Below are 21962 nucleotides of genomic sequence, written 5' to 3' on the forward strand. Positions count from 1 at the left end.
AGGGCGAAGTCTGCTTCGGAGCAATCTAGATCCCGCGGCTGATGCCCGAGGAGGACGTCGAGAGCCGGCCAGCCCAACCTTCCGGCTCACCCGACCGAAGCATCACGTTTGGGCGACTGCGACGTCGGCTATTGGCTGGTCTTCTCCTCTTCGCTCGGCTCTTCTCCCGGATTGTAGCGCGGTTTCGGTTGGGGCAGCAGGAAGAAGGCAACACAGAGGAGCGCCACGGCGACCCCCGGTCGAGGTGCCGCGATCACAATAGGCAAGGCGGCGATCTGGATCAAAGTCGCAAATCCGTAGCGCCGCGTCATCTGGCGAAGGAAATCGGGTGCGAGCCTCTCGTCCATCACTCGACGACCCGACATGCCGTAGAACCACTTCGCCATCCAGGTACAGGCAATCAGTGCCAAGCCCGCGACGAGGGTCAGGGCTCCGGTCGACTCAAACCGCGTGCCGAGGTGAAAGCACCAGGCACGGATCGGATAGGGAACGACGACAATGGCCAGAAGAAATAGCAGATTGATCGCGCTGAACCAATGATCGCTTCTCGCGTAGATGCGCCCGGAATAATGGTGCTGGAGCCAGTAAGCGCCGATCACGACATAGCAAAGGATCAGCGCGAGGTGTTCTCGCCATTGCTCGGCCATGGCCTTCGCCAAATCGGCGTAGCCATGGGGGCCGTCGGGTGATCCAGGCACTTTGATCTCGACGATCAGCAACGTCAGCGCGATCGCGAAGACAGCATCGCTGAACCCTTCAAAACGGCTCAAGCCGCGCTGGGCACCAGATGTATTTTCTTGGGCCATATGGTTGGCCTGCATGCGTCAGAGAAGCCGGCAAAACGACCAGCCAGCGGCAGGGTTCCTGGGCGCTCGTCATGTCCGATAAGGGGCAAGAGCTGTCGCCCGCAGGTTCATTCGGAGAAAGCCTGCTTACGCCCTCCACGACCACTAGGCGCGATGGCTGAGTTGTGTCGCAAGCAGTCGTTCAACGACTTGAGTGCCTGAACGGCAGCTATTTTCCGGGTGCTCAGTGGGGCTGCGGCAACGCACGCGGGCCGGACACGCGCCAAGGCATGACGCGGGACACAAATAAAATGCCGTTGTGCAGCACCCCAGTGACAGGGCTGCCTGCGAAGGTTTTGCACGGCCGCGAGGAACACATGGCTACGCTGGCACTTTGAAGCAGCGGCCGCCCCAAGGAGTGTTCCCGTGTCCTCTTCGAAATTGTTCGAGCAGCTTGACGTTGGCCGTCTGAGGCTGAGTAACCGCATCGTGGTGGCGCCGATGTGCCAGTACTCGGCGGTGGATGGCTGCATGACCGACTGGCACACCATTCATCTCGGTCAGCTCGCCCTCTCTGGCGCAGCCCTGTTGACGATCGAGGCAACGGCCGTCGCGCCAGAGGGCCGCATCACTTATGCTGACGTTGGCTTGTGGGGCGAGAAGACCGAAGCGGCGCTGGGCGAAACGCTGGCGAGCGTGCGCCGGTGGTCGAAGATGCCAATCGCGATCCAGCTCGCCCACGCGGGCCGGAAGGCGTCCACGGAGGTGCCGTGGAAGGGCGGACAGCAGCTGCCGCCAAGCGACCCGAACGGCTGGCAGACGGAAGCGCCGTCCGCGCTGGCTTTTTCCGAAGAAGAGAACCCACCCAAGCGGCTCAGCAAGGAGCGCATGAGCGAGATCAGGGACGCCTTTGCAGAGGCGGCCAGGCGGGCAGACCGGCTCGGAATCGACGCGGTGCAGATCCACAGTGCGCATGGTTATCTCCTGCACCAGTTCCTCTCGCCTTTGTCGAACCAGCGGGACGACGAATATGGCGGAAGCCTCGAGAACCGGATGCGATTTCCGCTGGAGGTGTTTCGCAGCGTGCGGGAGGCATTCTCGCCCGGCAAGCCAGTCACCATGCGCGTTTCCGGCACCGATTGGGTCGCCGGCGGTTGGGACATTGAGCAGACCGTGCAGTTTGCCAGCGAGCTGGAGGCGCTCGGCTGTGCCGGCATCCATGTCTCGAGCGGTGGACTCGATCCGCGCCAGCAGATCCCGGTTGGCCCGAGTTACCAGGTGCCACTCGCGCGCGCCGTGAAGGCCGCGGTCGACATCCCGGTGATTGCCGTTGGCCTGATTACCGGTTTCGAGCAGGCGGAGGCGATCATCGGCACCGGCGACGCCGACCTCGTCGCGCTCGCCCGCACGATGCTCTATGATCCGCGCTGGCCGTGGCATGCTGCAGCTTATTTCGGAGCGCGCGTCGAAGCGCCGCCGCAATATCTCCGGTCACAGCCGCGTCGGTACAAGCACCTGTTTGACTATGAGCTCGGCTGAGAGACGCGTCGGTTCGCGTGCGGCTCAACATGAAGATCGGCTTTATCGGTTTCGGTCAAACGGCTAGCGCGATGGCTGGGCACCTCATCGAGGCTGGTCGCGAGATGACGATCTCGAGTTGCTGCCTGAGGAGAGAAAGGCAGGAAGGCGCAGGAGCACACGCGCCTTCCCGCAGTTTAGTGATTGGTCAGCCTTTTGTGCTGGCCGTTTGCGTCTGGCCTGTCTTCTGCAGCTGTCCCTTCCCCATTGCTGACACGAGCGCGCTGCCGTCGCCGGAGACGCTGAAGTTGTCGACCGGCACCAGTGCCTGCGCATCGCCGACGCGAACCAGGATAGCTTGCACGGCGCCCTTCGCGTTGGTGCGGATATCCTGCACCGCGCCGATCACTCGGCCGCGCGAATCCTGGATCAGCGTGCCAGGCGCGATGTTGATATTCTTGGCGACGCTGCCGCCCAGCTCGTCCATGCCCGAGAGCGCGCCGTCGCCATAGCTGGTCGAACCGCTGCCGGAGCCCTGGCCTGCCGCCGACCCGGTCACGCTGCCGAGCCCGCCGGTCAGTCCGCCCGCAGACCCAGCCGCGCCGCGCGCCGTACCGACCGCATTACCCGCGGCGTCGCGCGCCGCATGGGTGCCGATCAGCTGCGCGTCGGCGCTGCCGCCGCCCGAGCCGCTCGCGTTGCCCGATCCGCTGCCCGACAACGTCTGGCCGAGCAGGCTTGAGCTGTGCGCCGCATTTCCATTCGCAGAACCGGAGCCCGCGGCACTGCCGTGCACCTTGCCGGAACGACGGTCGACGCTCTTGTCGGCCCGGATCGAGCCGCTGTTGGTGATCGACCCGGTGGTGCTGGACATGGCCGGCCCCAGGCCGCCGAGAGTGCCGTTCAGCGTGCCTCCGAGCGATCCGCCCAGCCCGCCGCTGCCGAGCAATTGCGCCGACGCGGGGGCGGCCGCCAACGCGATTACCGCCAGCGACGTCGTGACCAAAATCCTGTGCATGTTCGTCTCCCGTTCGAAACCACGGCGCCGTTGCGCCTGATCCGAGAACGAGAGCGGGTCCGGGTTTAATCCCTCGCGTCGTGAAAATCAGCGAACCGGGGTGCGACAGTCGCCGCAGACCAAGCCGCGTCCGTAACTCTTGTCAGGACCGTGCGGGCCGAGGTCGCGCGCTTCCCGGACAAGGGCGGCAACACTGCCGGTGCGCGCCAGCCGGCCGGCAACCAGTGGCGCGGCGAAGGACGTGCCGCGCACCGGCCTCGCGCCGCCATCGGCACTGGCCGCCAGCATGTCTGCGCCGGGCGCTGCGAAGTCGAGATGCAGTGCCCGGCCGGCTTCGATCAGCGGCCGGTTGCGTCCATCGACCGCCGTCACCGCGATCACGCCGGGATAGGAGGCGGGATAGGCGGGCGGAGCGGCGGGGCCGTCATTGCCGACTGCGGCGACGATCGTCACGCCCTTCCCCTGCACCGCGCGGACGGTCGCTGCGACCAGCGGATTGGCCGGCCCGACCAGACTGACGGTGACGGCGCGCACTCCTTTCTCGGCCATCCAACCGAGCGCCTTGGCCAGCGCGAGGGCATTGCCGCCTTTCGGATCGCGGCCATAGATGTCGGCGACGACCAAGGGGGCATCTGGCGCCGCGCCGCGCACCCGGCCGGTACCGGCGATCAGCGACGCGACGGCGGTGCCGTGGCCGCTCGGGGCCGGGGCGCCGGCGGCAAAGCCGCGCTGCTCGGCCATGCTCACGCCGGCCGCAGCCGCGACTCCGCCATCGATCATGCCGATCGGCTGCCCCGACCCGCCGCCGCCCTGTGCGAGCGCGGTGCCGCCGCCTGCAGCGATGCCGCTTTCGAAATGCAGTGCGTTGGCGCTTGCCTCAGCCTCTGGCGCGATCTTGCGCAGCCGCTTCAGCGCGCTGCCGAGCGATTGCCCGTCCGGAACGGCCAGGCGAACGAACGGCACATCTGCGCCTTCGACCGTGCCACGTTCGAGCACGCGAAAGCCTGCCGCTTCAGCCGCGGCGATGCGGGTGTCGCTGGCGCCGGTCAGCAGCAGCTCGCCGCGCACCGCCGGATTGCCTTGCGGATCGAGCTCCAGGTCGCGCGGAAAGCGCGCCACCAAATCCTGCAGCCGGTCGACGCGCGCCCGCACCAGCCCACGGGCGGCGTTCACCACCGGCAGGTCGCCGACCCGCGGCAGTGTCCGTTCCACGCCCTGCAGCACGCCGCCGATCGGCGGCAGGCCGAGCTGGGCGAACGCAGCGCCGGGCAACAGGATCGCCAGAATTGCGATGCGCTTCACATTCATTCCTTTGCGGGGGATTAAACGCTCGGGTCCAATCGTTTAATCCCCGTCGGCATGGACGGGCAAAGCTTCGAAGGCGATATGATCGCGCTGCTGCCGCGCTTGCGGCGGTTCGCGCATGCGCTGGCGCGGTCGCCCGCCGATGCCGACGATCTGTGCCAGGCCTCCATCGAACGCGCGCTGAAGTCGCGCGATCAGTGGCAGCCGGGCACGCGACTGGATAGTTGGATGTACCGGATCATGCGCAATCTGTGGGTCGATGAAGCGCGGGCGCGAGGACGACGCGACCAGACCTTTGCGCCCGAAGAAGCCGGCGCTCATGTCGGCGACGACGGCGCGCGCCACATAGAACTCAAGCTGGAGCTGACCGATCTCGACCGTGCAATGAGCCGGCTGCCCGCCGAACAGCGCGAAGCGATCGCACTCGTACTGGTCGAGGGGCTGGCGTACAAGGAAGCGGCGGCTGTGCTCGACGTGCCGATCGGCACGCTCACCTCGCGTCTGTCGCGCGGCCGCGAGGCGCTGATTGCCGAGCTAGGGAAAGCGATATGACGATAGATCGCGAAACGATCGGCGCATTCGTCGACGGCGAACTTAATGAAATCGAGCGCCGCCGTGTCGAGGCCGCGCTGGCGGACAACCCTGTGTTCGCGCAGCAAGTGGAAGCGGAGCGCCGGTTGCGCGCCCTGCTCAAGGCGAGGTTCGATCCGATTGCGGAAGAGCCGGTCCCGGAGCGGCTGGGGGACGCTGTGCGCGCGGGCGCAAAGGTGGTGCCGCTGCGCCGGCGGGCTGGCTGGGCCGCTCCGCAATGGGCAGCGATTGCGGCGACGTTGGTGCTGGGCCTGGTGCTGGGCCGGCAGCTCCAGCCGGTACGCGATCCGCTGCTCGCGACCGGCCCGCTGGCGCAGGCGCTCGAAACGCAACTCGCTTCCGCGCAGCCGCCGAACGCGCCGGTGCGGATGGGCCTGACCTTCAAGGCGCGTGACGGCACCTGGTGCCGCACGTTCGAGCAGAAGAGGCTCGACGGTATCGCCTGCCGCGACGGCGGAGCATGGCGCTTGCGCCAGCTCGTGCCCGGACCGGCTCAGGCGACCGAGTATCGCCAGGCCGGGTCTGGTGCCATCGCAGCGGCGGCACAGGATATGGCTGCCGATGTGCCGCTCGACGCGGTACAAGAGCGCCTCGCCGTGGAAAGCGATTGGAAATGAGGACGGGGGGTTGCACAAGACACAGTGGCCGCGTTCGTGCGAGAAGTTGTCCCTGGATTCGCCGCTATGAATAAGTGACGGCTATGAAACGCCGTTGGCTTACGGGCGAATGGCGCACATGCTGCGCACATCGGCCATTTGCAAGCGAGTCTCCGATCGGCAGCTATCGGCGCGGAGCGGACCATCCGAGCTCGAAAGCGCGAACGTTCGGTTCGGAGGATACTGGAACCCGCAGCTCACGTCCGGCGAACGGCGCGAAGCGGCATGGTTGATGGAGCTTTCTTCGACTTGATCCGACGAATAGATCGCCAGCAGCGGCCTCGCACCGGCTCAGTTGCTCGAATACACCAACGAGAGGATGCCGACGGGCTCCGCCGTCTCGATCCCGATGTGATCGTCCTTGCGCCACTTCACGACGGCGGCGACCGGCGATCGGTCGCCGAGCTTTACAAGAACATGCTGCCCGGCGCCCAAGTTAGCGGAGGCCTCCAGCAACATGCCTGATTGCGATACGTTCTTCACTTTCGCGGGCTCGGGCGGGCGGCCCAGGTTCAGACGCGCTGGAATGTTCAGCGTAGCACGCCGCGCGCGTGGCTTGTGCTCTGGCATTGAGCCATAATCGAGGGCGTCGTCGCCAGCACCGGTCCGGGCGAGCGGCGTGTCGAAGGAGACGCCGAATGTCTTTCCTTCTGTCCATCGAACGGTGCCGGTTTGAAAAGCCTTGTCGTCCAGCGTCAGGTGCAGCTTTTCTCCGATGGTGAGTTCGACGTCGGCCTCGCCCATAAATCCTTCGGCGGACACATTGTGAATCACGACATCGGAAAAGAAGTCGATGGCGTAGATCGCCGCGTCCAGAAAGACGGTTCGACGAGGATGTCTCCGGTTATCCGCCGATGAGTCCTCGTCGCCTCGCGACCGGAACAAAGTCTTTTTGAGACCGCTCAACATGCCTTGTCCTCTTGTAGCCGGTTATCCCATTGGCGTCGCCGAGTTTTCTTTCAGTTCAGCTTGGACTCGTATTTCTACGGTAGGAGCGGCTCGGACTCAGTGCTGCTGTGCCTGTTGCAGGGCGGCGGCTTGGTGCGGGGGCTAAACAGGCCACGGATACTATTTGGATGAGCGCCACTTTTAAGGCCGCTGCCATCCTGAACCGCAAGATCGGTCGAGCGCCTGGCAGCCTTGAGCGCCTAGCTGGCCCCGCCACGAAGGAAGGAACGATGAAGGCGGCGCTTCAAAACTACAAGGTCCGGATGCAACGAGTGCTGGACTATGTCGACCTGCATCTCGACGATGATCTGGACCTGGACACGGTGAGCCGGGTCGCCGCCTTCTCGAAATTCCATTTCCACCGGCAGTTCACGGCAACCTTCGGGTTGTCCGTGCATCGCTATGTCCAGCTTGCCCGGTTGAAGCGCGCTTCGCACCGCCTGGCCTCGAACGACGCCGAGAGCGTCACGGACATAGCGATGGATGCCGGTTACGATGCGCCGGATGCCTTTGCCCGCGCCTTTCGGCGGAGGTTCGGGCAATCGCCGTCGTCGTTCCGGAAATCGCCCGACTGGGCGCCGTGGCTTGCGGCCTTCGGGCCTCTCGACAATGCGAGGAGCAAGCTCATGCAGATTATCTATGACCATGAAGACGTGACAATCCGCGACCTTCCCTCCACGCCGGTGGCGGTCATGGCGCATCGCGGCGATCGGGCGACGCTCGGCGAGACGATCGAGCAATTCATCGCCTGGCGCAAGGCGGCCGGCCTGTCGCCCGAGACGAGTCCGACCTTCAACATCTTCCGTTCGGAGCGAACGCCCGCGAACCCGGCCGACTACAGCATGGACCTGTGTGTCGGGACCGACCAGCCGATCGCGCCGGACGACGAGCAGATGAAGGCCGGCGTGATACCGGGTGGACGCTGCGCGGTGCTGCGCATTGTCCACAATACCAACAACCTCGAGGCCGCCGCGCTCTTCCTTTATCGCGATTGGCTTCCCGCCAGCGGCGAGGAAACGCGTGACTTCCCGATCTACTGCCGGCGGCACTTGTCAGTGTTCCCGAATGTACCAGTGCCCGAGATGGTCTGCGAACTCTTCCTGCCGCTGAAATAGACGAAAGGGATGTGGATCCTATGAGCGAAGATCTGACCATCTGGACCCTGGACTGGGTGCCCGAAGGGCCACGCGGGTTCGTCCGAGATTTGCGGTTGCGCTGGGCCGCCGAAGAAGCAGGGCTTCGCTACGACGTTCGCACCGTTGCCTTTGAGGACCGTGACACCAACCACCTTGATCGGCAGCCGTTCGGGCAAGTGCCATTTCTTACAGATGGCGAGATTACGATCTTTGAAAGCGGTGCATGCCTGCTACACTTGGCACGTAAGAGCGATACCCTGATGCCGCGGAGCGCAACCGGCGAAGCTGAAACCCTCCAGTGGGTAATTGCCGCGCTCAATTCCATTGAAATGGTTTCCGTTTCGTGGTGGTTCCTCGGGCTCTCCGGGGACAATGAAAATGGCTTGTCTGGATGGCTCGACAGTCGGCTTGCTCACATGGAAGCCATATTGAGCGAACGCGAATGGCTCGTCAGAGACCGGTTCACTGCTGCCGATCTGATGATGGCCGACGTGCTGCGCGTTCCTGCCATTCGCGACCGGGGTGACCGCCCCGCCAGCGAATCCTACGTTGAACGTCTTGTTTCTCGACCCGCTTTCAAGAAGGCTCATGCCGACCAGCTGAGGCATTTCGCGGCCGCCGATGACAGCCGGGCCAGGCGCATTTGAGCTTTTCAACTCCGGTTGATAATCAGCGAGCCGCGAACGCCAAGTGTTAAGGCGCGTTGCTGCCGCGGTGGCTCACCGCCTCAATCCAGATGTCAAGATGGCCTCGAACCCGACGGCGCGCACAACAAAGGACGGGCGCCGCATCGTTGCAGCGCCCGTCCGGAATAATCTCAAAACCTGTTCGACTAAGCGATCTGCGCCAGCGCCGGAGCTCGCTTGCGGCGCGTTGCGAACCCGATCCCGCCGAAACCGAACAGCATCATGGCCCATGTTGCGGGCTCCGGAACAGCGGCAACCGTTCCTGAACCGAATTGGGCAGTCGCAGTCAGCGAATATTGGGTATTCCCGCCCAAGGATGTGGACAAATTCACGCTGTAACTGCCGTTAGCAGACGGATCGAAGCCGATTGGCGCCCAATTGAACCGGAAGCTGTTCTGACTGCTGTAGCTGCCGGTCAGGGCGTCAAAAGCTGCGGTATTGTCGTTTCCGGGAGCGAGCGGATTATAGCTGAAAGTCTGGCCGGTTCCGATGTTCGTTAGCGTGATCAGAGCGCTGTCAGCGCCATGGTTGAATAACCCGAGGTCCCAGTCGAAACTGTATTGGTCCGCTGGAAGGCCCAGCGCGAACGAATAGACGTTGCCAGTGGACGCCGGTGCAACCTCGCCGGTCTGGTGAATGCGAAGAGCCAGTTCGTCACCTAAACCGACGGCTGTAGCGTCCACAAGGGTATTCGAAGGGCTGTAATTGTTGCCATGGCCGTATTGCCATCCCTCGCGCGGCGCGGAATTCGGTGTCGCAGCATCCTGAGCAAGAGCCGGCGTGGCCAACGACACTGCCGCCACGGCAATGCAAAGCTTTCCTATCATTATACTCACCCCTTGGGGCGCGAAGTCGCCCGCACGAGGGCTACGGATGGACTGGTCCAAATGATTGGAAAATTTTGCCACCAGAAAAATCGTGCCAGATCGGAGCAATCTGCGCCGAGCGTATGTCCGCGGGCCACTTCAACGAACGACCGATTCTAGGATCGCGCGGCCGCCCTGCGAACGACCGCTATGAAGGCACGAAGTGGACAATGCCGTGAACTGTGTCGCGCGGCAGCTAGGGGCGCTGATCGGCCCTCTAAATTTCGATCGCAAGTGCCCGCTCGGGCGATCTGAGACCCGCGGCGGAGATCCCGCAAGGGCGCGCCGTCCACAATTGCGTCCTCATGCCGGACTTGGGCGTAGCTCCTATGAGGTTTGCCCGTGAATACGGCGGTCCCGGAGCGGCTCGGTCAGGAAGGATCGTTGCGGCCGCCGTTTTAGGGGCCGGACGAAGAAATCGCGGCAAACTGCTCCTATCTGGCAATCTGGAGACGAGCAGTAGGCAATTGCCTTTCTTGTTGACGATGCTTGGTCGGCCCACCTGGTCGCGCCTCAGTTTGTGGAACGCCCCGAATGAAGTGGGTCCCACCTTGGGTGCCGGCACGGTCGGGCGGCCGCTTCCGACACCCTCGCCGAGCTTGGCCTTGGCCATCGTGAGCATGCCTGCGGCAGCGCAGGAACATCCCGTCAAAAGTCTTTGTATCGTGGGAACAATGTTTTCTTTTCTTACAGAGCAAAACCATAGCTGGGCGCGCATTGCCGGCGCGTAGTTGCACCTTGACAACTCCGAAAAATGGCTCTGGATAACGTATACGATTCTTGGCGCCCAATGTCGGGAACGAACAGGGAGAGATTGAATGGGAACCGTTGGGAGGGCCGCGCTAGCGGCGCTCGTTGGCACCTGCTGTCACACCGCTTTGTTGGCGCAAACCGCACCGGCCGAAGTTCAGGTGAGCTCTGCCACGCCAGCTGAACAGGACATTGTTGTTACCGGGTCACGAATTGCGCGAACCGGCGAGACGACCACCACGCCGACTGTCATGCTGGGCGCGGAAGACGTGGCACGAGCGGGTTCCGTCAGCTCCGGTGATCTCCTCCGTCAGCTCCCGGCGGTTGCACCTGGCCTTGGTTCCGAATCCTCCGGCGTCACCTTCAACGGGGCCGGCCTGGATCTCGTCGATCTTCGCGCATTGGGTACTAATCGGACGCTTGTACTCGTCAATGGCCGGCGGCAGGTCGGCTCGAACCCGAATACCACGTCGGTCGATCTGAACACGATCCCGACCCCGCTGATCGAGCGCATCGAAGTCATCACGGGGGGCGCCTCTGCGGTTTACGGCGCCGACGCTGTGTCTGGCGTTCTCAACGTCATCCTCAAGCACGACTTCGAGGGTTTTCAGGTCGACGCGCAACTCGGCACATCGCAGCGGGGGGATGCCACCCGCTACTCGATCAGCGGTCTCGCCGGCACTAATTTCCCTGACGGACGCGGCAACGTGAACGCGTTCATCGGCTATACCCGCGAAGGCGGTATCGCCTATGATGCCCGGAAGCAGGCCATCAATGGCCGCAACTATATCGCAAATCCCGCGAGCAAAGGACCGAACGACGGGGTTCCGGACTGGATCATCGTCGATAATGTTCGCCAGATCGGCGGCCAGCAGCAGTCGGCCTTTATCCTCAACCGTGGCAACGGTCCTGAAGCATTCGGCTTCAACGAGGACGGCAGTGTTCGGCCGTTCGCGCTCGGTCCTTCAGGCCTGATCGGGGGCGGCCAGTATACCGATGGCGGCGAGGCCGAGCTTGGCTATGACTCTCAATGTCCTCAGGCAAAGTGCGCGCTTCGCATTCCCGTCCAGCGCTTCCTGGTGTCGGCCAACGGAAATTACGAGCTGAGCGATGCGTTCGACCTATTCTTCGAAGGCCGTTTCGCCAAAACCAAATCCTCGTCGCGCTTCGGCTCCGTCTTTGAGATCCCCCCGAATACGAACAAAATTTCGATCAACAATCCGTTTGTCACTCCGTCCCTGGCTGCCCTGATGCAGCAGGCAAACGTCACGTCGATCGGGATCCTTCGCTCGGACCAGGAGCTCGGTTTGCGCGGCCAAGATACGAGCCGCGACTTGTTTCAGTTCGTTGCCGGGTCCCGGGGAACAATCGGCATCGGCGACTTCAAGTACGAGGCATCGGTGCAGTATGGCGAAACCGATTTCTCGAACACGCGCGTCAATGACGTCGATCAGCGGCGCTTCCTGAATGCGCTCGACGCCGTGCGCGACCCCGACGGCGTTATCCGCTGCCGCTCAGTGGACGCGCGGAGCCAAGGCTGCGTTCCCATCAACTTCCTCCAGGATGGCGCGGCGATCACGCCTGCAGCGCTCTCCTACATCAAGATTCCGTTCGCGACCGAGACCGCCAATCTTACCCAGCTTGTCGCAACCGCGAACGTGACCGGCTCGCTTGGAGACTTCTGGGGCGCAGGCCCGATCGGGATTTCGGCCGGTGCCGAATATCGGCGCGAGAAGAGCGTATATCTCGTTTCGCCTGTGGACGCTGCGGGACAGGGCTTCTTCTTCACCAAGCGTCAGTCGACGTCCGGCCAGTTCGACGTCGCCGAAGTCTTTGCCGAAACGGTGGTCCCGATCCTGACGAACGTGCCGCTCGCCAAGAAGCTCGAGCTCGAAGCTGCGGTGCGCCTCTCGGACTATTCGACGTCGGGTCGAACCACCAGCTGGAAATTCGGCGGGACTTACGCACCGACGAGCGACATTCGTTTTCGGGCCATCCTTGCCCGCGCCGTCCGCGCCCCGAACGTTGGCGAGCTTTTCTCGCCCGGCAGCGAAGGATTTCTGACGGTTGATGATCCTTGCGACGTCAATTTCGTCGGGCGGAGCGGAAACCGTGCAACCAACTGCGCCGCGCTGGGCGTGCCCGCGGGCTATGTCTCGAACGCCCGCACAATCAATATTCGCACCAGCACCAGCGGAAATCCCAACCTCGATGTCGAGACGGCCGACACTTTGACCGCGGGCGCTGTCCTTACGCCGTCCTTCCTGCCGGGCTTCTCGGCAACGGTCGACTATTTCCGCATCAAGATCAAAGACGCGATCAACGTCTTTGCGGCCCAGGACATTCTGAACAACTGCGTCGACCTGAACACGATCGACAATCCGTTCTGCCAGTCGATCACGCGTGCGAACGGCGGAGACATCCAGCAGATCCGCCGCCAAAACATCAACGTCTCCCGTCTCGACCGCGAGGGCGTCGATTTCGAACTGCGCTGGCGTGAGACCATCGGCGACCTCGGCACCCTGAACTTCGGCTTGGTCGGCTCGCGCATGTTCAAGGTGACGACGGTTGTCGCGCCGGGAACACTTACGGGCAGCAACGTGATCGATTTCAATGGCGAGTTCGGCTATCCGAAGTGGAAGGCTCGGCTGACCACCAACTGGGAGATCGATCGCTTCGATCTGACCGGCACGGTCAATTATCTGTCCAACATGGTGCGTGACGTGCAGCCCTCCACGCCGGAAGATAACCGCGCGACTTATGGAAGCGGCAATTTCCTCCTCTTCAACCTGCAGGGCGGCTATCGCTTCACGGACAAGATCCGGGCCTATGCCGGCATCGACAATGTGTTCGATCGCCAGCCCCCGAATCTGCCGGACACGCGTGCAGGCGGGGCAGGCAGCTATGCCGGTGCAGAGATCTTCCCGATCACGGGGCGCTTCTTCTACGCCGGCCTATCGGTGGGCTTCTGATAATCCTCGGCCCGGATCCTCGATCCGGGCCGTATTGGAGTTTCGGGAATGCGACAGATTTGGTGCGTTGCGGCGCTGGTGTGCGCAATGCCGGTTGCGGGTGCTTTCGGGCAGGCAACAGCGGCGCCAGACGAACATGGGCCGGCCTGGCTGAATCAGAACAGCAGCCGGACATTGCATTGGGTTGAAGAACAACGCCGCAGCACGCTGGACAGGCTGCGCGCATCTCCGAATTTCGAGGCGCTGCAATCGGACGCCGTCGCCGTCCTGACTGACGATTCCCGGATCGAGGACGTCACCTTTATCGGCGACGACGTCTACCAATATCACCAGGAACGCGACCGGCCGTTGGGCGTGTGGCGGCGGACGTCCAAACAGTCCTACCTTGCCGGAAAGCCAAGCTGGGCCGTGGTTCTGGACCTGGACGCCTTGTCTGCTGCCGAAAAACACAAATGGTTCTTCGCGGGCGCCAGCTGTCGGGAACGACGCTGCCTGGTGCGGCTTTCCGAAAACGGCAAGGACGCGAACGATACGCGAGAGTTCGATCTCGACCAGCTGCGCTTCGTACCTGGCGGTTTTCAAATCCCGAACAGCAAGAGCAGGGCCTGGTGGTACGATGCCGATACCCTGCTCGTCTCGCCGGTCCTCGGACCCGACAGCGTCAACAACTGGGACGTGCCCAAGACGCTGCGCGTGTGGCGTCGAGGGTCGGACCTCGCCAAGACGAAGCCGATATTCTCTATCGACGACAATGACGCAATGCTCAGCGTCTCGTTCATTCGGGCAGCCGGCAGCAACGCCTTCGTTGTCGCGCGGCATGTTGACTTCGAACGGCGCGAATACCGGTTGATGACCCTGGACGGCGCCAGCCGCCCGATTTCGCTGCCGCCCTATTCGTCGATCATGGGCGTGCATGCGGGGAAGCTGCTCCTTCGACCGAACGAGGCATGGCAACCGGAAGGCGCCGGGCAAGGCTTCGCGGCCGGCACGCTGGTTGCCGTCCCGCTGGCGCCGATCATGCAGGACGCGAAGGTCACGGATGCGGAGCTAATCTTCACGCCATCAGGCAACGACGCCGTGCGCGGCACGGTGAGCGGTCGCGACCGCTTGTTCGTCGAGCTGTTGCATGACGGTTTTTCGCGCGTCGTCGAACTTCGCAGCGATGATCAGGGGCAGACCCGTGAGCGGTTGCTGCCCTTCAACAGTCCTCGGTTCCTGTCGGACATCAGCTTTGTCGACGGGAAGCTTCTGGCGCGTGAAGAAGCGCCTCTCATCCCCGAGCGGCTGATCCTGTTCGATCCGGACAATGGCGCAACCACGACGCTTGCGCAGCGCAAGCCACAGTTTGAAACGGCCAATCTCGTTTCCGAGCAGTTCCGCACCGTCAGCCGGGACGGAACGACGATAACATATCTGATCACGCACCGGCGCAACATGCCGCTCAACGGCAGCACGCCGACCCTCGTGTATGGCTATGGCGGCTACGACGTTGCGGTGACGCCACGTTACGAGCCGATCTTCGGCAAACTGTGGCTGGAGCGGGGCGGCGCTTATGTGCAGGCGTATCTGCGGGGCGGTGGCGAGTTTCGGGCGCCGTGGCATCGCGGCGCGATGCGCAAAAACCGGCAGCAGCCGTTCGACGATATGGAGGCCGTTCTGGCGGACCTCAGCCGTCGCGGCGTCGCCACTCCCGCACACCTTGGCATCATGGGGCGCTCGAACGGCGGCCTGATGGTCGCAACCGTAATGGAGCAAAAACCCGAGCTGATGAACGCAGTCGTCATCGGCGGCCCGCTGATCGATATGCTCGATTTCCATGAGCTTTCGCCGGGGGGGACCTGGCTTGCCGAATATGGAGACCCGCGCGACCCGGATATGCGCAGCTTCCTCAGAAGCTACTCGCCGATGCAGAACATCGCGGATCCTGACATCCACTACCCGGTTCCGCTGATCATCACGGCGACCGACGATGATCGAGTGTTGCCCGGGCATGCTCGCCGCTTTTCATATCGCCTGACCGCGCTGGGCCACAACAACATCTATTATGAGGATGCTCAAGGCGGGCATTATTGGGAGCTGGCCGGCGGTCCGCCCCCCGGCGACTGGCGACTGCGTTCGCTCGCACGAGCCGTGGAGTTTACCTATCTGTGGGATCGCCTCGGCCCCAAGGCGGCCGCGCAGTGAAGCTGATATGCGCCTTGATGCTCGCCGGATTGTCCTCGACGGCGCTTGCCGCCTCCTCGCCGGATTCGCTGATCGTCGAACGCTCCATCTCGGAGATGGACGACATGCTCGCGAGCGGACAAACCACGTCGCGCGCGCTGGTGCAGGACTATCTGGAGCGGATCACGGAAATCGACCGGGCGGGGCCGGCGATCAACAGCGTGATTGCGATCAACCCGGACGCCTTGGCCCAGGCGCGCGCACTTGACGACGAACGACGGGCGGGGCGCGTTCGCGGGCCGCTCCATGGCATCCCTGTCTTGATCAAGGACAATATCGAGACGAAGGACAGGTTGCCGACCACGGCCGGATCGCTCGCTCTAAAGGACAATGTTTCCGGACGCGATGCGCCATTGGTTGCTCGGCTTAGGGCGGCCGGAGCGATAATTCTCGGCAAGACGAATCTCTCGGAATGGGCCAATATTCGGTCCACTCGATCGTCGAGCGGCTGGAGCGCTGTTGGCGGCCTGACCAAGAACCCATACGCGCTTGACAGGAACGCCTGCGGCTCGAGCTCCGGAAGCGGCGCAGCGGCAGCTGCTAGCCTGGCCGCCGCCGCAGTGGGGACGGAGACCGACGGCTCGGTTACCTGCCCGGCGGCCGTGAACGGCATTGTGGGACTCAAGCCCACAGTCGGACTCGTCTCCCGCACCTATGTCGTCCCGATCTCTCATAGCCAGGACACGGCAGGACCAATGGCGCGCACCGTGCGCGACGCTGCGCTTTTGCTGACCGCCATGGCCGGCAGCGACCCGGCCGATCCTGCCACAGCAGACTCAGATAGGCACCGGACAAATTTTGCGGCTGCCCTTTCGCCGGATGCGCTTAAGGGCAAGCGATTGGGCGTCCTTCGTTTTGCGGTGGGTCCGAGCCCGGAAACCGTCCGGCTGTTCGATGCGGCTCTGAAGGACCTGCAAGCCGCCGGCGCCGAACTGGTCGAGATCGATGCCATGCCCAATCGGGCGCAGATTCGAGACGCCGAGCAGGTCGTCCTGATGACGGAACTCAAGGCCGACCTCGACGCATATCTTTCCTCCACCGACCCCAAAAAGGTGCACACTCGCAGCCTGGCAGACGTGATCGCGTTCAATCGCGAGAACGCGTCGACCGAGTTGCGCTGGTTCGGGCAGGAACGGTTCGAGCAAAGTGTCGAAACCAAGGGTCTCAGCGATCCCGAATATCTGAAGGCGCGTATGACTGCGCGGAGCCTTGCCGGCCCTGAGGGGATCGACGCACTGCTCAAGGCGCATCAGCTGGACGCACTGATCGCGCCGACCACGGGACCGTCTTGGACCACCGATCTCATCAACGGCGATCATGTCGGCGGCGGGGGGGCGGGCAGTTTGGCCGCCGTGGCGGGATATCCGCACCTTACGGTACCGATGGGGCTGGTCCATGGCCTTCCTGTTGGCCTTTCCTTCATCGGCACGGCCTGGGACGACGCGGATATATTGGCCCTTGGCTACGCCTATGAGCAGCGGACAAAACGTCGCCAACCGCCTGGCGACTCCGAAGGCATCCCGGGGCCGGCCGAACGGCCGTGATCAAGGAGGGCGCCCGCTTCGCCGCGCCTGCCCATGGGCACGACCACAGCCGACGCGGACGGAAATGATCGATAACGACCCGTTTGCTGCAGACCACTATGAGGATGCGCCGTCCTGTGTGGAACTCCTGGCTCGGGTAACCGATCCACTTCATTGCGCCTGGCGTTCGGTCAAGTAAACTGCAGGGTAGGTCTTTGGCGGGGCCCGTATCGCTACAGCATCGCTGAGGCTCGGTCATATCTGCGAAGCGCTTGAGCTTAAGCCCTTGTTTCTGCCCGCCAACACCGATGAGACGTCTCAGCAGCAGCGCGAATTTCAGCTTCCAGCATCGCTTTGAGATCGCGCGATGGTCGGAATAGAGGCGGGAAGCGGACGAGACGCACGCTCACTGATAAGGGCTGCAATGGGCGCAAAACGGTCCCTAGCGATGGCGACTCCAAGTCGCGGAGCAGTGAGACTTCTTTTTTCTATCTCAACACGCGCGACCGATGTCGACGCCTGGCACCCTGTCGTTGCCATGCCGCGGGTGTGGGTTTTTCGCGCAGCGTCGTCTTTACGTCGGAGCATCCAAGGCTCCGACTGGAGGGACAATGCTGCACAAGATTGTGATCGCCGTCGCGCTGGCCACCCTGGCCGGATCGCCCGCGTTCTCGGCGCCGTGCCGCGACGCCAAGGGCAAATTTGTCAAATGCCCGGAGAAGAGCGCGCCGGCACCGAAGCGCTGCAAAGATGCCAAGGGCAAGTTCGCAAAGTGCGGCGCTCCCGGGGCCAAGCCAGCTTGAGCGTGAATGGCTCCGCCAGCAGGCGTGCCAGCGGAGCCTCCGCGCACGTGACGAACGCGGGCCGGCACGGCAAAACAGGGGGAATTACCATGCCGACCACTAATGACGGCACGAACCCGCCGGAGCCGCATCACGTCGCCACAGCAACGTCAGATCGCCCAGCAGCAAGCGCAGGAAGCAAAGCATGATTCACGCGGCGACAAGGGCATAAGCCCACTCTTCGGATCGGCTGGCTTGCATCGGCAGGCTGAGCCACATTCGACCCAGTGTCGAACAGCAATGCCGCTTGCGACGGCCATGCCTTATCCGGCCTCGTCGTCCCTGGATCACTCTCGGCCGAGCAAGTCTTCTTCGAACAAGGAGGATCGCGACAGGCGGTCTTCGACCGCGCCTGAGGCCAAGCTCGCGCGCAATCTGGCGAGGCGCTCCTCCAGCCATAGGCGGAACCGCGCCGTATGTGGAAATTCCGACGGATCGGGCGTTGGCGCTCGGAAGGCCGCGACGAAAGCCTCGAGCCTGACAAGCTTGCCGTGGTCGTCCAGGAGTCGTTCGAGCAGGTCCGTTCGCTGTCGTTCGACCCGGGCGCGCCGCTCCTGTTCCGCTCGCCGAATGGCCGCCTGCTCATCTGCAATTCGCCGCCGCTCGTCCGCCTCCCTGTTCTCGCGCTTGGCGACTCCGATCGCCGCGATTGTCGACATGATCCTGGGAATCATGTTCAGCAGGTCACGCGTCTTCGTGTCGGTGAACGTGCGGGGAATGGTCGGTCCCCAATACTGGTTCTCGGTACGGATCCTGACTTCTTCGAGTCGCACCGCCAGTCTCCCTTCGAAGCGCTGTTCCCATTCCGGAATTTGCGGACGGCCATAGCCGCTCCTGTAGCCGTAGCGCTTGAAGCGGGCTTCTTCTTCGGCCTCCCACTTTGCCACGGCCTTCAGCTCGGCTTCGGTCGGCGTATGCTCGTAGCGATCGGCGACCTCGGCGATTTCGAAGCCGACATGCTCGCCACGGGCGCGCCAAGCCGCCCGGTCGCCCTCGTAGCCAAGGCTGAAGCCCGCCGCCTGCGCGGCAGCATCGAGGGCCTCCAGCACCTTACGCGCCCGTTCTGCGGAGTCGGGCCGCATCGCGGCCGTGATCAGGCGGCCTCCACTGACATTGACCAGTCCCAGCCGGTCTGGCCTCGCCTTGCCCAGCTTTTCTATCGTCCGGGTGATTATCGGGCTGACTGGCTGGTGCTCGGAACTAGAGCGCTCGGCCAATCCGTTCAAAGCCTGCGCTCGGGCCTCTGACATGGCTTCGCTTTCGCTGGTCCCGGCCCCTTCGTGAATGACAAGGACCGCATCGGACGCACCACTCGCCTTGTCGGTAGGAAGCGGCGCCAGCTTCACCGGTTTGCCGTGCGCTTTTTTGGCCCAGTACCCTACGGGCGGCGTCGGGATGTGATATTTTCGGCAAATCTTGTGGAGGGCGACGTCGGACAGGCTGAACTCCTTGGCAAGCTTGGTCATGGGCGATCCCAAACGAGAGCATGGAGCTCGGCGCGCGTCAGACGTATGGCCATCGAGAGTTCCTGTCAGCGGGATTGATGTGCGGAATTGGCCGGCTTGAACACAGGTGTTCAGCTACGTCCGACCCGATCGGAAATCAGCCGACTGCCCGTCGTCCGCCGAAATTTGGCTTGAGCAGCTTGGCGCCGCTGCGCAGCCGGTCAAGTTCGTCCGACCAGAACTGCATCATCCTGACTCGCTCGTCCCAATATTCGCCGCGGGTATAGGCCCGCCGCACGCCGTCGTTTTCCATGTGCGCGAGCTGCCGTTCGATTGCGTCGGGATGAAAGTGGCCGCACTCGTTGAGCAGGGTCGCGGCCATCGCGCGAAAGCCATGGGCGGTCATTTCCTCCTGCCCGAAGCCGAGGGCGCGCAGCGCCGCGTTGACGGTGTTTTCCGACATCGGGCGCCGATCGCTGCGGAACGACGGGAAGCAATAGCGGCCGGTCCCGGTCAGCTCCCAGAGCTCCTCGAACAGGCCGACCACCTGGCGAGACAGCGGCACGCGGTGCGCGCGCCGCATCTTCATTTTCTCCGCCGGCAGGTTCCAGACCGAGCGATCGAAATCGAATTCGCTCCATTCGGCCTGCCTGAGTTCGCCCGGGCGCACGAACAGATGCGCCGAGAGCCGCAGCGCATAGAGCGTGATCGCATGGCCGGTATAGCCCTCGATCGCGCGCATCAGCTCGCCCGCGCGGCTGGCGGTCGTGATCGCCGCGAGATGTTTGGTCTTGGGCACGGTGAGCGCGCCGCGCAGGTCGCCGGCGGGATCGCGCTCGGCGCGTGCGGTGGCAATGGCATAGCGGAAGACGCGACCGAGCACGCTGCGCATCCGCCGCGCGCTTTCGTAGCGCCCGGTGGCCTCGACGGAGCGCAGCACCGCCAGCACTTCCTGGGCGGTGATCTTGGCGATCGGGCGTGTGCCGATCTTCGGATAGGCCTTGTCGAGCAGCCAGCGGATCTTGGCTAACGTGATCTCGGCCATGCCCTCGCGCTCGTTCTTCGCGACCCACTCCTTGGCGATGCTCTTGAAGGTGTCGTTCTCGTCGACGCACGCCTTGGCCCGTGCGACCTTTTCCTCGTGCGACGGATCGAGCCCGGCCGCGATCAGGCGGCGTGCCCCGTCACGCTTGCCGCGCGCATCCGCAAGGCCGACGTCCGGCCAGGCGCCGAAGGCCAGCGTGCGATGCTTGCCGTGGTAGACGTAATTGAAGCGCCAGAGCTTCGACCCGTTCGGCCGGACGAGCAGGTATAGCCCGGCGCCGTCGGTCAGCTTATAGTCCTTTTCAGTCGGCTTGGCGCCGGCGACGGTCGTGGCAAAGAGGGTGCCCATCTGGGGTATCGCCTCCAAAAAGGGAGGAGAACGATACCTCACGAGATACCCGAAATGTTCTCGATTGGTGCCGTATCCGCCCGGATTTCGCCGGACGCTTATAGCACAAGAAACGGCGGATTTCAGCCATTTTCGAGACGTTCCCGGACGGTGCCGGAAGAACAAATGGTGCCCAGGAGAGGACTCGAACCTCCACGCCCTTGCGAGCGCCAGCACCTGAAGCTGGTGCGTCTACCAATTCCGCCACCTGGGCACGGGGTAGGCGGCGCGCTTAAGCGGGCGCGAGCGCGCTTGTCAACCGGACTTCGGCGGGGCAAGGGCGCGGATATGAGAGACGCGATCGTCACGGTGTTCGGCGGCGGCGGATTTGTCGGCCGCTACCTCGTCCAGCAATTGTTCGATGCAGGCGCGCGCGTGCGCATCGTCCAGCGCAATCCGAAAGCCGCCTTCTTCCTGCGGCGCGGCCGCATCGGCCGGATCCAGTTCCTTGCGGCGGATGTTCAGAGCGAAGAGCTGGTGCACCGCGCGGTGGCCGGCTCCGACGCTGTCGTGAACCTCGTCGGCGTGCTGAAGGGCGATTTCAACGGCATCCACGCCGACGGCGCGCGGAACGTCGCAAAGGCGGCCCGCACGGCGGGAGCGCGCGCGCTGGTCCATCTGTCGGCGATCGGCGCCGATCCCGATTCGCCGTCACGCTATGGCCGCAGCAAGGGCGAAGGCGAAGCCGCCGTCCGCGACGCCTTTCCCGGCGCGACCATTGTCCGCCCGTCGCTGGTGTTCGGACGCGAGGACGGCTTCACCAACCGCTTCGCCCAGATGCTGAAATGGCCGATCGTGCCGGTGGTGCGGGCGGAAACGAAGTTCCAGCCGGTCTTCGTCGCCGACCTGGCGCAGGCGATCGCGAAGGCCGTCGCCGACCCGCAGGCTTATGGTGGCGCGTCCTTCGATATCGCCGGCCCCGAGCCGATGACGATGGCGGCGCTGCTCCGCCGCCTGGCGGAGTGGACCGGCCGCTCGCCTCACTTCATCGACATGCCCGACGCGGTCACGGCGGCGATGGCGCGCGCAGGCGGCTGGGCGCCGGGCGCGCCGATCACCTGGGATCAGTGGCTGATGCTCCAGCGCGACAATGTCGCCGCAGCCGGCGCGCAGGGGCTCGACGCGTTCGGGATCACGCCGACGCCTCTCGCCGCAGTCGCGCCGGGCTGGCTGGTTCAGTACCGCAGGCACGGCCGGTTCGGCGCGGTGCGGACCGCCGAGCGCTGATTCAATCCAGACCGAGCTTAGGCGCTCAATCCTGAAAGG

General features: G+C 63.8%; 17 protein-coding genes and 1 tRNA gene. 10 read left to right on the top strand and 8 right to left on the bottom strand.

Going from position 1 to position 21962, the window contains the following annotated elements; all coding sequences use genetic code 11:
* Positions 1-128: 128 nt before the first annotated feature.
* Positions 129-821: a TMEM175 family protein gene (locus tag SCH01S_RS14035; RefSeq protein WP_046349460.1), complete on the bottom strand. Its 693-nt coding sequence runs from the start codon at positions 819-821 to the stop codon at positions 129-131.
* A 390-nt stretch (positions 822-1211) separates the two neighbouring features.
* Between SCH01S_RS14035 and SCH01S_RS14040 the strand changes: the two genes are divergently transcribed.
* Positions 1212-2324 carry an NADH:flavin oxidoreductase/NADH oxidase gene (locus SCH01S_RS14040; protein WP_046349461.1) on the top strand — a complete coding sequence of 371 codons (1113 nt, stop codon included), beginning with the start codon at positions 1212-1214 and terminating at the stop codon, positions 2322-2324.
* 187 nt (positions 2325-2511) lie between these two features.
* Here SCH01S_RS14040 and SCH01S_RS16875 read toward each other — a convergent pair whose 3' ends face one another.
* Together SCH01S_RS16875 and SCH01S_RS14050 are read right to left on the bottom strand one after the other, a co-directional pair.
* Positions 2512-3321, bottom strand: a complete 810-nt coding sequence (locus SCH01S_RS16875; RefSeq protein WP_052733950.1) for a hypothetical protein — start codon at positions 3319-3321, stop codon at positions 2512-2514.
* 87 nt (positions 3322-3408) lie between these two features.
* Entirely contained in the window at positions 3409-4623 is a 1215-nt protein-coding gene (locus SCH01S_RS14050) for a S8 family serine peptidase (RefSeq protein WP_245612277.1), read from the bottom strand.
* Between the two features lie 57 nt (positions 4624-4680).
* Here SCH01S_RS14050 and SCH01S_RS14055 point away from each other — a divergent pair, with 57 nt between their 5' ends.
* Together SCH01S_RS14055 and SCH01S_RS14060 are read left to right on the top strand one after the other, a co-directional pair.
* Positions 4681-5178 (top strand): RNA polymerase sigma factor, encoded by a 498-nt coding sequence (locus SCH01S_RS14055; protein WP_046349463.1) that lies wholly within the window; start codon positions 4681-4683, stop codon positions 5176-5178.
* Positions 5175-5834 carry an anti-sigma factor family protein gene (locus tag SCH01S_RS14060; protein WP_046349464.1) on the top strand — a complete coding sequence of 220 codons (660 nt, stop codon included), beginning with the start codon at positions 5175-5177 and terminating at the stop codon, positions 5832-5834. Before SCH01S_RS14055 ends, SCH01S_RS14060 begins: the two co-directional genes overlap by 4 nt.
* 330 nt (positions 5835-6164) lie before the next feature.
* On the opposite strand, the gene SCH01S_RS14065 is transcribed toward SCH01S_RS14060, so the two are convergent.
* Positions 6165-6782 carry a PilZ domain-containing protein gene (locus SCH01S_RS14065; protein ID WP_084689588.1) on the bottom strand — a complete coding sequence of 206 codons (618 nt, stop codon included), beginning with the start codon at positions 6780-6782 and terminating at the stop codon, positions 6165-6167.
* 107 nt (positions 6783-6889) lie between these two features.
* Between SCH01S_RS14065 and SCH01S_RS14070 the strand changes: the two genes are divergently transcribed.
* Both SCH01S_RS14070 and SCH01S_RS14075 read left to right on the top strand, forming a co-directional pair.
* Positions 6890-7936, top strand: coding sequence for an AraC family transcriptional regulator (locus tag SCH01S_RS14070; RefSeq protein ID WP_245612278.1), 1047 nt, complete (start codon positions 6890-6892; stop codon positions 7934-7936).
* A gap of 20 nt (positions 7937-7956) precedes the next feature.
* On the top strand, positions 7957-8604 hold the full coding sequence (locus SCH01S_RS14075) for a glutathione S-transferase family protein (protein WP_046349466.1): 648 nt from the start codon (positions 7957-7959) through the stop codon (positions 8602-8604).
* A 185-nt stretch (positions 8605-8789) separates the two neighbouring features.
* Here SCH01S_RS14075 and SCH01S_RS17280 read toward each other — a convergent pair whose 3' ends face one another.
* Complete coding sequence (locus tag SCH01S_RS17280; RefSeq protein ID WP_245612279.1) at positions 8790-9470, bottom strand: PEPxxWA-CTERM sorting domain-containing protein; 681 nt, start codon at positions 9468-9470, stop codon at positions 8790-8792.
* A gap of 857 nt (positions 9471-10327) precedes the next feature.
* Here SCH01S_RS17280 and SCH01S_RS14085 point away from each other — a divergent pair.
* The 4 genes from SCH01S_RS14085 to SCH01S_RS14100 all read left to right on the top strand — a co-directional run bounded on the left by SCH01S_RS14085 (position 10328) and on the right by SCH01S_RS14100 (position 17780).
* Positions 10328-13231 carry a TonB-dependent receptor domain-containing protein gene (locus SCH01S_RS14085; RefSeq protein WP_084689589.1) on the top strand — a complete coding sequence of 968 codons (2904 nt, stop codon included), beginning with the start codon at positions 10328-10330 and terminating at the stop codon, positions 13229-13231.
* Between the two features lie 48 nt (positions 13232-13279).
* Entirely contained in the window at positions 13280-15415 is a 2136-nt protein-coding gene (locus SCH01S_RS14090) for a prolyl oligopeptidase family serine peptidase (RefSeq protein ID WP_084689590.1), read from the top strand.
* Between the two features lie 17 nt (positions 15416-15432).
* A complete protein-coding gene (locus SCH01S_RS14095; protein ID WP_046349581.1) occupies positions 15433-16998 on the top strand; it encodes an amidase in 1566 nt (521 codons plus the stop codon).
* A gap of 590 nt (positions 16999-17588) precedes the next feature.
* Positions 17589-17780 carry a hypothetical protein gene (locus tag SCH01S_RS14100; RefSeq protein WP_046349469.1) on the top strand — a complete coding sequence of 64 codons (192 nt, stop codon included), beginning with the start codon at positions 17589-17591 and terminating at the stop codon, positions 17778-17780.
* A 326-nt stretch (positions 17781-18106) separates the two neighbouring features.
* Here the strand turns inward: SCH01S_RS14100 and SCH01S_RS14105 are convergent, their stop codons facing one another.
* From SCH01S_RS14105 to SCH01S_RS14115, 3 genes are all read right to left on the bottom strand, one after another.
* Positions 18107-19285: a hypothetical protein gene (locus tag SCH01S_RS14105; protein ID WP_046349470.1), complete on the bottom strand. Its 1179-nt coding sequence runs from the start codon at positions 19283-19285 to the stop codon at positions 18107-18109.
* A gap of 136 nt (positions 19286-19421) precedes the next feature.
* Positions 19422-20657 carry a tyrosine-type recombinase/integrase gene (locus SCH01S_RS14110; protein ID WP_046349471.1) on the bottom strand — a complete coding sequence of 412 codons (1236 nt, stop codon included), beginning with the start codon at positions 20655-20657 and terminating at the stop codon, positions 19422-19424.
* Between the two features lie 166 nt (positions 20658-20823).
* Positions 20824-20910: transfer RNA gene (locus SCH01S_RS14115), tRNA-Leu, on the bottom strand.
* 74 nt (positions 20911-20984) lie between these two features.
* Here SCH01S_RS14115 and SCH01S_RS14120 point away from each other — a divergent pair.
* The gene (locus SCH01S_RS14120) at positions 20985-21923 is read left to right on the top strand and encodes a complex I NDUFA9 subunit family protein (RefSeq protein ID WP_046349472.1); all 939 of its coding nucleotides are present in this window, start codon (positions 20985-20987) and stop codon (positions 21921-21923) included.
* Positions 21924-21962: the final 39 nt, after the last annotated feature.

The organism is Sphingomonas changbaiensis NBRC 104936, assembly GCF_000974765.1.
GTDB lineage: Bacteria > Pseudomonadota > Alphaproteobacteria > Sphingomonadales > Sphingomonadaceae > Sphingomonas_B > Sphingomonas_B changbaiensis.

What these genes read in the sequence shown, in the direction of transcription:
- SCH01S_RS14100 (WP_046349469.1), top strand. Translation starts at nt 17,589, where the DNA reads ATGCTGCACAAGATTGTGATCGCCGTCGCGCTGGCCACCCTGGCCGGA.
- SCH01S_RS17280 (WP_245612279.1), bottom strand. Translation starts at nt 9,470, where the DNA reads ATGATAGGAAAGCTTTGCATTGCCGTGGCGGCAGTGTCGTTGGCCACG.
- SCH01S_RS14060 (WP_046349464.1), top strand. Translation starts at nt 5,175, where the DNA reads ATGACGATAGATCGCGAAACGATCGGCGCATTCGTCGACGGCGAACTT.
- SCH01S_RS14075 (WP_046349466.1), top strand. Translation starts at nt 7,957, where the DNA reads ATGAGCGAAGATCTGACCATCTGGACCCTGGACTGGGTGCCCGAAGGG.
- SCH01S_RS14085 (WP_084689589.1), top strand. Translation starts at nt 10,328, where the DNA reads ATGGGAACCGTTGGGAGGGCCGCGCTAGCGGCGCTCGTTGGCACCTGC.
- SCH01S_RS16875 (WP_052733950.1), bottom strand. Translation starts at nt 3,321, where the DNA reads ATGCACAGGATTTTGGTCACGACGTCGCTGGCGGTAATCGCGTTGGCG.
- SCH01S_RS14065 (WP_084689588.1), bottom strand. Translation starts at nt 6,782, where the DNA reads ATGTTGAGCGGTCTCAAAAAGACTTTGTTCCGGTCGCGAGGCGACGAG.
- SCH01S_RS14055 (WP_046349463.1), top strand. Translation starts at nt 4,681, where the DNA reads ATGGACGGGCAAAGCTTCGAAGGCGATATGATCGCGCTGCTGCCGCGC.
- SCH01S_RS14105 (WP_046349470.1), bottom strand. Translation starts at nt 19,285, where the DNA reads ATGACCAAGCTTGCCAAGGAGTTCAGCCTGTCCGACGTCGCCCTCCAC.
- SCH01S_RS14035 (WP_046349460.1), bottom strand. Translation starts at nt 821, where the DNA reads ATGCAGGCCAACCATATGGCCCAAGAAAATACATCTGGTGCCCAGCGC.
- SCH01S_RS14090 (WP_084689590.1), top strand. Translation starts at nt 13,280, where the DNA reads ATGCGACAGATTTGGTGCGTTGCGGCGCTGGTGTGCGCAATGCCGGTT.
- SCH01S_RS14095 (WP_046349581.1), top strand. Translation starts at nt 15,433, where the DNA reads ATGCTCGCCGGATTGTCCTCGACGGCGCTTGCCGCCTCCTCGCCGGAT.
- SCH01S_RS14120 (WP_046349472.1), top strand. Translation starts at nt 20,985, where the DNA reads ATGAGAGACGCGATCGTCACGGTGTTCGGCGGCGGCGGATTTGTCGGC.
- SCH01S_RS14110 (WP_046349471.1), bottom strand. Translation starts at nt 20,657, where the DNA reads ATGGGCACCCTCTTTGCCACGACCGTCGCCGGCGCCAAGCCGACTGAA.